Below are 10788 nucleotides of genomic sequence, written 5' to 3' on the forward strand. Positions count from 1 at the left end.
CTCCTCTATACACCGTCTTAATGCCCAAACCCGCAATCAGTGCCCGAACTTGATACCCAACCTCTTAACCTCCCCGCGTCCGCAATCGCGGCTTATTAATCAGGGGAGTTCCACCGTGCTCACACTCAAGTTCATCTATATCGCCAGCGGCCTATGCGCCGTCGGGCTGTTCGCTTATCTGGGCTACGCCCTCATTCGCGCCGAAAAGTTCTAGGGAGCCCCACCATGTACGACATGATTTTTGTAGGCCTCTCCCTGGTGTTTTTCGCCGCGACAACCATGGCCATTGTCGCCATGGGCAAGATTTGAACGGAGCCTCGACATGCTAAGCACTTTGCTGGAATTTGCGCTGGTCCTGGGGTTGATGACCGGGCTCGCCGTGCTGATGGGCAAGTGGCTGACCCGGGTGTTTACCGGAACCCGCCACGCCCTGCCGGAACGTTATACCTATCGCCTGCTGGGCATCGACCCGCTGGAAACCATGAGCTGGGCCCGCTACGGTTCTGCCCTGTTGCTGTCGAACGCCGCGATGATGCTGCTCGGCTATCTCATCCTGCGGTTACAGGCCGTCATGCCGATCAACCCACTCGGGCTGGCCGCACAAACCCCGGACCTGGCGTTCAATACCGCCGCTTCCTTTATCACCAACACCAACTGGCAGGCGTACTCGGGCGAAACCAGCCTGTCGAACTTCAGCCAGATGGCAGTAATCACCTTCCTGATGTTCGTCGGCGCCACCTCGGGCGTGGTCGCCGCAGCCGGTTTTATCCGTGGCCTGAGTCGCTCAAGCTCGGCGGATATCGGCAACTTCTGGGTCGACTTCACTCGCACCCTGTACCGCGTGATGCTGCCGCTGTGCGTGGGCATGGCCCTGGTGTATGTGTGGCAAGGCATGCCGCAGACCTTTTCCTCCCAAGCCCTGGCCACCACCCTGGAAGGCGCGCAGCAACAATTGATTGTCGGCGCCGTGGCGAGCTTTGAATCGATCAAGCATATCGGCACCAACGGCGGTGGCTTCTTCAGCATGAACGCCGCGCACCCGTTCGAAAACCCGACGCCGCTGACCAACGCCCTGCACATCCTCAGCATGTTGCTGATCCCGTCGGCGCTGACCTACACCTTCGGCAGCATGCTGCTGCAACGCCGTCAGGGCTGGGTGTTTTTCGGCACCTTCCTGGTGATGTTCTTAGGCTTTCTCGCTCTGGTGTATGGCGCCGAGCAAAACGGCAACCCGCTGCTGACCCAGGCCGGTGCCAACCAGACGCTGTCCATCGAACAAAGCGGCGGCAATATGGAAGGCAAGGAACTGCGTTTCGGCATTGCCGACAGCAGCCTGTTTATCGCCACCACCACCGCGGCCACCACCGGTTCGGTCAACGCGATGCATGACTCATTGACCCCCATGGGCGGCTTCGTGCCCCTGGCGCAGATGATGCTCAACTGCGTGTTCGGCGGCGACGGCGTGGGCTTTATCAACCTGATCCAGTACGCGCTGCTGACGGTGTTCCTGGTGGGCATGATGATCGGCCGCAGCCCGGAATTCCTCGGCAAGAAGATCGAGGCTCGGGAGATAAAACTGGTGATGCTCTCGGTGCTCGCGCACCCCATCAGCATCCTCGGGTTCACCGCCCTCGCCGCCCTGTGGCCCGACACCATGGCCAGCCTGAATAACCTCGGCCCCCACGGTTTCAGCGAGGTGCTCTACGCCTACACCTCGGGCACCGCCAACAACGGTTCGGCGTTCGCCGGGCTGAACGCCAATACGCCGTTCTTCAACACCACCATTGGCCTGGCGATGCTGGTCGGGCGCTTCTTCACCATGCTGCCGATGCTCGCCGTGGCCGGTTCCCTGGCGATGAAAAAGACCGTGCCTGCCGGCGCCGGCACCATCCCCACCGCAACCCCGCTGTTCATGGTGCTGGTGGTGTTTGTGGTGCTGGTGGTGGGCGGCCTGACTTTCCTGCCGGCGCTCGCGCTCGGTCCGCTGGTGGAGCAACTGCAGTTGCTGTCCGGCCAGACGTACAACTAAGGACACGTTGATGACGACTCAATCGATATTCAAAGGGCTGTTGCGCCCGGTGCTGGTTTCGGCAGTGTTTTTCATGGCGCTGACCGGCCTCGCCTACCCGGTCTTCACCACCTTTGCCGCGCAGTTGCTGTTCCCGTTCCAGGCCCAGGGCTCGCTGATTGAACGCGACGGATTGGTGATCGGCTCGGCGTTGATCGGCCAGGACTTCACCAGGCCCGGCTACTTCCACGGCCGCCCGAGCATGACCCTCGGTGCCGACCCGCAAGACCCGAGCAAAAGTGTCTCCCAGCCGTACAACGCCGGTTCCAGCGGCGCCAGCAACCTGGGCCCTACCAGCCAGAAACTGGTGGACCAGGTCGCAGCCCGGGTTAAAGCCTACCGCCAGGACAACGGCCTCGCCGCCGACGCCCAGGTGCCGGTGGATGCGGTCACCGCTTCCGCCTCCGGCCTGGACCCGCATATCTCCGTGGCCAACGCACGCATCCAGCTGGCCCGGGTCGCCCGCCTGCGACAGATCCCCGAAGCCGAACTGCTGCAACTGGTGAACGAAAACACCGCGGAACGCACCCTGGGTTTGCTCGGCGAACCACGGGTCAATGTGCTGCAACTCAACCTCGCGCTGGACGCCCGCCTGCCTCTGCGCCAGCCCCCCATTGCGGCCAGTGAGTAAGAGATTCCCCCATGATCAAAAATGCTCGTTTACCTCTGTTCGATCGCGCCATCGTGCTCACCGCCTGCGGGGATGCGTTCAAGAAACTGCTGCCCCAGGCGCAGTGGAAAAACCCGGTGATGTTCGTCGTGTACCTGGGCAGCCTCCTCACCACGCTGCTGTGGTTCCAGTCCTTGGGTGGCCAGGGTGAAGCGCCCAGCGGCTTTATCCTCAGCATCTGTTTGTGGCTGTGGTTTACCGTGCTGTTCGCCAACTTTGCCGAGGCCCTGGCCGAAGGCCGCAGCCGTGCCCAGGCCGCCAGCCTGCGCGGGATGAAGCGCCAGACCCTGGCCAAGTTGCTGCAACAACCCAAACACGGCGCCGCGTGGCTGCCGACCGAAGCCACGCTGTTGCGCAAAGACCAGGTGGTGTTGATCGAAGCCGGCGACCTGGTGCCGCTGGACGGCGTGGTGATCGAAGGAGTGGCCTCGGTGGACGAAAGCGCAATCACCGGCGAATCGGCACCGGTGATTCGCGAGGCCGGCGGCGACTTTTCCTCGGTCACCGGCGGCACGCGGGTGCTGTCGGACTGGCTGGTGGTGCGCATCAGCGTCAACCCGGGCGAGTCGTTCCTCGACCGCATGATCTCGATGGTCGAATCCGCCAAGCGCCAGAAGACCCCCAACGAAGTCGCCCTGACAATTTTGCTGGTGGGCCTGACCCTGTTGTTCCTGCTGGTGATCGCCACGCTGAGCCCGTACTCGATCTTTGCCGTGGCCATGAGTGGCAGTGGCAACGTGATCAGCGCCACGGTGCTGGTGGCGTTGCTGGTGTGCCTGATTCCCACCACCATCGGCGGCCTGCTCTCGGCCATCGGGGTGGCGGGCATGAGCCGCATGATGTCGGCCAATGTGATCGCCACTTCCGGCCGCGCCGTTGAGGCGGCGGGTGACATCGACGTGTTGCTGTTGGACAAGACCGGCACCATCACGTTGGGCAATCGCCAGGCCAGCAGTTTCCTGCCGGCACCGGGGGTCAAGGAAGCTGAACTGGCCGACGCGGCGCAACTGGCGTCCCTGGCCGACGAAACCCCGGAAGGCCGCAGCATCGTGGTGCTGGCCAAGCAGAAGTTCGACATCCGCGCGCGGGACATCAACGCCCTCGGCGCAAGCTTTGTGCACTTCACCGCACAGACCCGCATGAGCGGCGTCGACCTGCCCGAAGGCCGCGGTATTCGCAAGGGTGCAGCGGATGCGATCCGCAGTCATATCGAAGCGCTCGGCGGGAGCTTTCCGGCTGCATTGCAGGCCAAGGTCGACGAAGTATCCCGACGCGGCAGCACCCCGCTGGTGGTCTCGGACGGGGCCAAGGCACTCGGCGTGGTGGAGCTCAAGGACGTGGTCAAGGGCGGCATCAAGGAGCGCTTCGCCGAACTGCGGCGCATGGGCATCAAGACCGTGATGATCACCGGCGACAACCGCCTGACCGCCGCCGCGATTGCGGTGGAAGCCGGCGTGGATGACTTCCTCGCCGAGGCGCGCCCGGAAGACAAGCTGCAGCTGATCCGCGACTACCAGGCCCAGGGCAAGCTCGTGGCCATGACCGGCGACGGCACCAACGACGCCCCTGCGCTGGCCCAGGCCGACGTGGCGGTGGCGATGAACAGCGGCACCCAGGCAGCGAAAGAGGCCGGCAACATGGTCGACCTCGACAGCAACCCGACCAAGCTGATCGAAGTGGTCGAGGTGGGCAAACAAATGCTGATGACCCGTGGCGCACTCACCACCTTCAGCGTGGCGAATGACGTGGCGAAATATTTCGCGATCATCCCGGCCGCGTTTGTCGCGACCTATCCGCAGCTCGGCGCGCTGAACGTGATGCACCTGACCAGCCCCAACTCGGCGATCCTCAGTGCGGTGATTTTCAACGCGTTGATCATCGTGGCGCTGATTCCCTTGGCCCTGCGCGGCGTGACGTACCGGGCGATTGGCGCGGCAGCGTTGCTCAATCGCAACCTGCTGATCTATGGCCTGGGCGGGGTGCTGGTGCCGTTTGCCGGGATCAAGTTGATTGACCTGGTGCTGACCGGGCTGGGTCTCGTGTAGCACCGCAAACCCAATGTGGGAGCGGGCTTGCTCGCGAATACGGAGTGTCAGCCAACTCGTCTGTCACTGACACACCGCTTTCGCGAGCAAGCCCGCTCCCACCATTGAACCGCATTGACCAGGAATGACATGCCCGCATTAAACGAAGAACGCCCCGACCCCGACGCCCTTCTCGCCCGGGTCCAGCAGGAAGAACAGGCCGCCTTGCGCGGCAAACTGCGTATCTACTTCGGCTCCAACGCCGGGGTGGGCAAGACCTGCGCCATGCTTGACGCGGCGCAACGGGAAGTCAGCCTGGGGCGCGACGTACTCGCCGGCGTGGTGGAAACCCACGGCCGCCAGGAAACCGCCAACCTGCTCAACGGCCTCGAACAACTGCCCCGCGCCCACCGCCTGCATCACGATTTCACCCTCACCGAATTCGACCTCGACGCGGCCCTGCAACGCCATCCCGCCGTGCTGCTGGTGGATGAACTGGCCCACAGCAACGTGCCCGGCTCGCGCCACCCGAAACGCTGGCAAGACGTGGAAGAACTGCTCAGCGCCGGCATCGACGTGTGGACCACCCTCAACGTCCAGCACCTGGAAAGCCTTAACGATCTGGTGAGTGGGATCATCGGCATTCGCGTGCGGGAAACCGTACCTGACCACGTGTTCGACAATGCCCACGAAGTGGTCGTCGTGGACCTGCCGCCGGATGATCTGCTGCAACGCTTGAAGGACGGCAAGGTGTACCTGGGGCCCCAGGCCGAGCGCGCCTCGCGGCACTTTTTCCGCAAGGGCAACCTGCTCGCCCTGCGGGAACTGGCCCTGCGCCGCACCGCCGACCGGGTCGACACGCAGATGCGCGTGTACCGTCGCGAACAGTCGATCAAGACCCTGTGGCCCGCCCGCGAGCGATTGCTGGTAGGCGTGGCCGGTGACGCCGGTGATGAACGCCTGGTGCGAGAAGCCGCGCGCCTGGCGCAAAAGCTCGAGGCGGACTGGATCGTGGTGCACGTCACGGCAGCCCAGGGCCGCGGCGCCAAGCGTTATCTCACAGCAATGAAAACCCTGGCCCTGGCCAGCGAATTCGGCGCCGACACCGCTACGCTACCGGGCATGGACGTCGCCGAAGCACTGGCCGCCTGTGCCCGGGAACACAACGCCAATCGCCTGGTGCTCGGCCATCATCCGCGCCGGGCATGGCGGTTCTGGCATCAGTCGGTGAGCGACCGGATCAGCCGGCACCATCCGCAGATCGACCAGATCGTGATCGCCCATGGCGTACTGCCGGGCACTGTTCCTGCCATTGAAAAACCTACGCCAGCGCCCGGCAGAACCCTGGCCTACCTCTGGTCCACACTCGCCTGTTTCACCGCCAGCGCCATCGCCGCGCTGCTGCTGCAAGTGTTCGACCTGGCCAACGTGGTGATGCTGTTCCTGCTCACGGTGGTGCTGGTGGCCCTGCGGTTTGGACGCGGCCCCGGCGTGTGGGCAGCGATGCTCGCGGTGCTGTGTTTCGACTTCTTTTTCGTCCAGCCGCGCTACTCGTTTACCGTCAACGACACCCAGTATTTCTTCACCTTCGCGTTGATGCTCGGCATCGCGCTGATCACCGGGCAGCTCACCGCACGCCTGCGCCACGAAGCGCGCACCGCCGCCGCTCGAGAACGTCGCGCAACCTCACTGGCGCGCCTGGCCCGGGACCTGTCGGCCGCGTTGACCGTGGAGCAGATCAGCGAAGTGGCGCTGCGCACCTTCAGCGGCGTGTTCGAGGCGCGGGTCGGCCTGGCCTTGCCGGACGCCGCCGACGGCGTGCACAGCGTGGGCGCGGGCGGGCTGCCGATCGACGACAGCATCGCCCAATGGACCTACGACCACGGCCAGTCCGCCGGCCAGGGCACCGACACCTTGTCCGCCGCCAAGGGCTGCTACCTGCCGCTCAAGGCGCCGATGCGCGTGCGCGGTGTGCTGGTGCTGGAACTGGCGCAAAGCGAACGCCTCAACGAGCCCGAAGAGCGCCGCCTGCTGGAAGCCTGCATGAGCCAATTGGCGATTGCCCTGGAGCGCGTGCACTTCGTCGAAGTGGCGCAAAGCACGATGGTGCAGATGGAAGGCGAGAAAATGCGCAACACCTTGCTCGCGGCGATTTCCCACGACCTGCGCACGCCCTTGACCACCCTGATCGGCGCGGCCGATACCGCCCTGCCCCATGCGCCGCCGGGGCCGCTGACCGCGTTGCTGCACGGTATTCATGAGCAGGCGACTTCGATGCAACGCCTGATCGAAAACCTGCTGGACATGGCCCGCATGCAGGAGCGCGGTGTGCGACTCAACCGGCAATGGCATCTGCTGGAAGAAATCGTCGGCAGCGCCCTGCGCCAGTTGCGTGAACCACTGGCCCGGCATGTGGTGAACACGACGCTGGACCCTCAATTACCGCTGGTGGAAGTCGACGCGCTGCTGATCGAACGGGTGCTGGTCAACCTGCTGGACAACGCCGCCAAATACACCCCGCCTGGCACGGTCATCACCGTTACCGCCCGTTCCGTTTCCGACAGCATCCTGCTGGAAGTCAGCGACACCGGCCCGGGCAGCGCGCCGGCCAATCTGTTCGAACCGTTTGCCCGTGGCCAGCAGGAATCCTCGGTCGCCGGAATCGGCCTGGGCCTGGCCCTGGCCAAGCGCATCGTCGAAGCCCACGGCGGGCGCATCGAAGCCAGACCCGGCAGCGAGCGCGGCATGCATTTCGTCATCACTTTACCGGCGGGTACTCCGCCCCCAATGGACGCCCTATGAGCACTGCACGCATTCTGATTGTTGAAGACGAGGCCAACATCCGCCGTTTTGTCGGCATCGCCCTGCAGGATGAGGGCTTCCAGGTGTTCGAGGCCGACAGCGTCAAACGCGCGTTGATCCACGCTTCCAGCCGTCAGCCGGACCTGGTGATCGTCGACCTGGGCCTGCCGGACGGCGACGGCAAACAGCTGATCAGCGAGCTGCGGGGATGGCTGGCGGTGCCGATCCTGGTGTTGTCGGCGCGGGATCGCGAAGAGGAAAAAGTCGCCGCCCTGGATGCCGGCGCCGATGACTACCTGACCAAACCCTTCGGCGTACCCGAGTTGCTCGCGCGCATCCGTGCGCAACTGCGCCGTCATGGGCAGACCGGCACCGTGGCGGCCACCAGCAAGGTGGCGTTTGGCGATATCGAGGTGGACCTGGCGACCCATGAAGTGTGGCGCCAAGGCCTGCCGGTGCACCTGACGCCCATCGAATACCGCCTGCTGTGCGCGATGATTCGCGGGCAGAGCCGGGTGCTCACCCATCGGCAGTTATTGCTTGAAGTGTGGGGACTGGACTACGTGGACCGCGCCCACTATCTGCGGGTGCATATGGCGCATCTGCGGCAGAAGCTGGAGGCCGACCCGGCCCAGCCGCAGTACTTCATCACCGAGTTGCAGGTGGGCTACCGACTGGTGGGCTTGTGAACAGATGCGCGGCGGCGAAATCGACAAACACGCGAATTTTCGGCGAGAGGTGCCGGCTGGATGGCCACAGGGCCCAGAACTGGCCCTGGTCATCGGAATGGCCGTCGAGCACGGTTTCCAGTTGGCCCTGGGCGAGGGCTTCGCGCGCCAGGAAGTCTGGCACGTAGGCAATCCCATGGCCGTCCATCGCGGCCCGGAGCATGGCCTCCATGTTGTTCAGGGTCAGCGCGGTGGGCAGGCGCAACTGGGTAATGGCCGGGTTGGCGGACAAGGTCCAGTCCATGATTTTGCCGGTGGTGGCGAAGCGGTAACGCAAGCACGGGTGATGCTCCAAATCGCTCAGGGACTCTGGCCGACCGTTGGCCCGCAGGTACTCGGGTGATGCGCACAGCACAAACCTGAACGGTCCCAGTTTGCGGGCCATCAGGGTCGAGTCCGCCAGGCCACCGCTGCGGATGACCACGTCGAAGCCCTCCTCGATCACGTCCACCAGATGGTCGTTGAAATCCAGCTCCAGTTCGATCTCGGGGTAGGCTTTGCGGAACGCCATCATGTGCGGAAAGAGAAAGCGATAACCGATGGTGGGCAGGCTGACCCGCAGTTTGCCCCGGGGTGCCTGCATCGCATGGGAAAGCATGGCGCGGGCGTCTTGCAGGTCGTCGAGAATTTTCCGACTGCGCTCGTAGAACAATTGGCCTTCGGCGGTGAGGCTGACCTTGCGCGTACTGCGGTGCAACAGCCGCACATTCAGTGACGCCTCAAGCTTGGCGACATTCTTGCCCACCGCCGAAGCGGAAATCCCCATCGCCCGGGCCGCGCCGGTGAAGCTCAGGGCCTCTGCCGTTTTCACGAAGGCGATCACGCCGCTCAAGTTATCGGTCACGTCATTGCATCCATCCAGTCCGTTATGAACGGAATGTAAGCCCGTTTATCCGTGATTGCATCCTGATTAGAGTCTTTTAATCTTCAAACTCGCGGGAATGCCCCTATGACCACTACAACCGAATCTGCGCCCGCCCATGGCCGATATTCCATCCTGGCGGCCATTTGCCTGGCCGCCCTGGTATTGCCCATGAGCTTTACCGGCGGCGCCGTCGCCACGCCCTTTATCGGCCAGGCATTTGCCGCCCAGCCCAGTCAGCTGGCGTGGATCACCAACGCATTCATGCTGAGTTTCGGCAGCCTGTTGATGGCCGCCGGCACCCTCGCCGACCTGTATGGGAGAAAGCGTCTTTTCTTGTGGGGCATGGCGCTGTTTACCGTGGTCTCCTTGCTGCTGGCAGTGGCACCGGGGATTTTCTGGCTGGATGTGTTGCGTGGCGTGCAGGGCGTCGCGGCGGCTACGGCATTGGCCAGTGGCTGTGCGGCGCTGGCCCAAGAGTTCGACGGGCACGCCCGTACCCGCGCCTTCAGCTTGCTGGGCACCACATTCGGTGCAGGCCTGGCGTTTGGGCCATTGCTGTCGGGGGTGCTGATCGAGCACTGGGGCTGGCGCTCGATTTTTCTCGGCACTGCATTATTGGCCGGTATTTCGCTGCTGTTTGCCGCGCCCAAAATGCGTGAAAGCCGCGACCCGCAAGCGCTGCGGCTGGACACCGCTGGTGTACTGACGTTTTCCGCGATGCTGGTGGCCCTGACCACGGCGGTGATCCTCGCGCCGGAGCACGGCTGGACGTCGCCGCTGGTTGATGCCCTGCTGATCGCGGCGGCGGTGTTTTTGCTGGTGTTTATCCTCGTCGAAAACCGCTCCAGCCAACCGATGCTGGAGCTGCGGCTGTTTCGCTTCCCGCGTTTTATTGGCGTGCAGCTCCTGCCGATCGGTACCTGTTACTGCTACATCGTGCTGATCGTGTTGCTGCCCCTGCGGTTTATCGGTGTGGAAGGCGCCAGCGCGCTGGACGCGGGTTTGATGATGCTCGCGTTATCGGCACCGATGCTGGTGGTGCCGATGATCGCCGCATCGCTGACCCGCTGGCTCTCAGCAGGACGGTTGTGTGCCATTGGCTTGCTGATCGCGGCGGTGGGCCTGTGGGGATTAAGCCTGGCCAACCAGCCTGCGCAGACCATCGCCGCAATGCTGGTCATCGGGATCGGCACCGGGCTGCCGTGGGGTTTGATGGATGGTTTGGCGATCAGCGTGGTGCCCAAGGAGCGCGCGGGAATGGCGGCGGGGATTTTCAACACCACCCGCGTGGCCAGTGAAGGCGTGGCGCTGGCGATCACGATGGCAGTATTGGGCGCATTGGTGGCACATCACCTGAAGGGTCTCGCAGGGGCCGACGTGTCAGTGATTGCCCAAGGCCTGGTCATGGGCAACGTGCAACTGGCCTCGGCCGCCCTTCCGCTGGAAGCACTGCGCAGCGCCTACATCGCGGGGTTCAACACCTTGCTGCAACTGCTCGCGGGATTCACCGTGCTGACGGCGTTGGTGGTCCTGGCCTTCATGGGGCGAAACAGCATTGCACCCGTGCAAACCGAACCGGGCATTCAGTCGTTGAGCTGAATCCAAGGCACAAAAAAGCCCGCTCAATGAGC

General features: G+C 63.8%; 8 protein-coding genes. 7 read left to right on the forward strand and 1 reads right to left on the reverse strand.

Annotated features, from left to right (window positions below; translation table 11 throughout):
- The first annotated feature begins 115 nt into the window (after positions 1 to 115).
- From kdpF to HX873_RS29275, 6 genes are all read left to right on the forward strand, one after another.
- On the forward strand, positions 116 to 214 hold the full coding sequence (kdpF, locus tag HX873_RS32145; RefSeq protein ID WP_003219423.1) for a K(+)-transporting ATPase subunit F: 99 nt from the start codon (positions 116 to 118) through the stop codon (positions 212 to 214).
- 108 nt (positions 215 to 322) lie between these two features.
- Positions 323 to 2029, forward strand: coding sequence for a potassium-transporting ATPase subunit KdpA (kdpA, locus tag HX873_RS29255; RefSeq protein ID WP_177010104.1), 1707 nt, complete (start codon positions 323 to 325; stop codon positions 2027 to 2029).
- A 10-nt stretch (positions 2030 to 2039) separates the two neighbouring features.
- Complete coding sequence (kdpC, locus tag HX873_RS29260) at positions 2040 to 2699, forward strand: K(+)-transporting ATPase subunit C (RefSeq protein ID WP_177123592.1); 660 nt, start codon at positions 2040 to 2042, stop codon at positions 2697 to 2699.
- A gap of 11 nt (positions 2700 to 2710) precedes the next feature.
- On the forward strand, positions 2711 to 4783 hold the full coding sequence (gene kdpB, locus HX873_RS29265) for a potassium-transporting ATPase subunit KdpB (protein ID WP_008430369.1): 2073 nt from the start codon (positions 2711 to 2713) through the stop codon (positions 4781 to 4783).
- A gap of 129 nt (positions 4784 to 4912) precedes the next feature.
- Entirely contained in the window at positions 4913 to 7564 is a 2652-nt protein-coding gene (locus HX873_RS29270; protein ID WP_177010107.1) for a sensor histidine kinase KdpD, read from the forward strand.
- Positions 7561 to 8253 carry a response regulator gene (locus tag HX873_RS29275; protein WP_003219430.1) on the forward strand — a complete coding sequence of 231 codons (693 nt, stop codon included), beginning with the start codon at positions 7561 to 7563 and terminating at the stop codon, positions 8251 to 8253. Before HX873_RS29270 ends, HX873_RS29275 begins: the two co-directional genes overlap by 4 nt.
- On the opposite strand, the gene HX873_RS29280 is transcribed toward HX873_RS29275, so the two are convergent.
- Positions 8213 to 9136 (reverse strand): LysR family transcriptional regulator, encoded by a 924-nt coding sequence (locus tag HX873_RS29280; protein ID WP_177123593.1) that lies wholly within the window; start codon positions 9134 to 9136, stop codon positions 8213 to 8215. The genes HX873_RS29275 and HX873_RS29280 overlap by 41 nt on opposite strands.
- Before the next feature lie 105 nt (positions 9137 to 9241).
- Here HX873_RS29280 and HX873_RS29285 point away from each other — a divergent pair, with 105 nt between their 5' ends.
- Positions 9242 to 10756, forward strand: coding sequence for an MFS transporter (locus HX873_RS29285; protein WP_177123594.1), 1515 nt, complete (start codon positions 9242 to 9244; stop codon positions 10754 to 10756).
- The last annotated feature ends 32 nt before the right edge of the window (positions 10757 to 10788 follow it).

The sequence above is a fragment of the Pseudomonas sp. P7758 genome, from assembly GCF_013386485.1.
Taxonomy (GTDB): domain Bacteria; phylum Pseudomonadota; class Gammaproteobacteria; order Pseudomonadales; family Pseudomonadaceae; genus Aquipseudomonas.

Coding starts and splice junctions, on each gene's coding strand:
- kdpA (WP_177010104.1), top strand. CDS start 323: ATGCTAAGCACTTTGCTGGAATTTGCGCTGGTCCTGGGGTTGATGACC.
- kdpC (WP_177123592.1), top strand. CDS start 2,040: ATGACGACTCAATCGATATTCAAAGGGCTGTTGCGCCCGGTGCTGGTT.
- kdpB (WP_008430369.1), top strand. CDS start 2,711: ATGATCAAAAATGCTCGTTTACCTCTGTTCGATCGCGCCATCGTGCTC.
- HX873_RS29270 (WP_177010107.1), top strand. CDS start 4,913: ATGCCCGCATTAAACGAAGAACGCCCCGACCCCGACGCCCTTCTCGCC.
- HX873_RS29275 (WP_003219430.1), top strand. CDS start 7,561: ATGAGCACTGCACGCATTCTGATTGTTGAAGACGAGGCCAACATCCGC.
- HX873_RS29285 (WP_177123594.1), top strand. CDS start 9,242: ATGACCACTACAACCGAATCTGCGCCCGCCCATGGCCGATATTCCATC.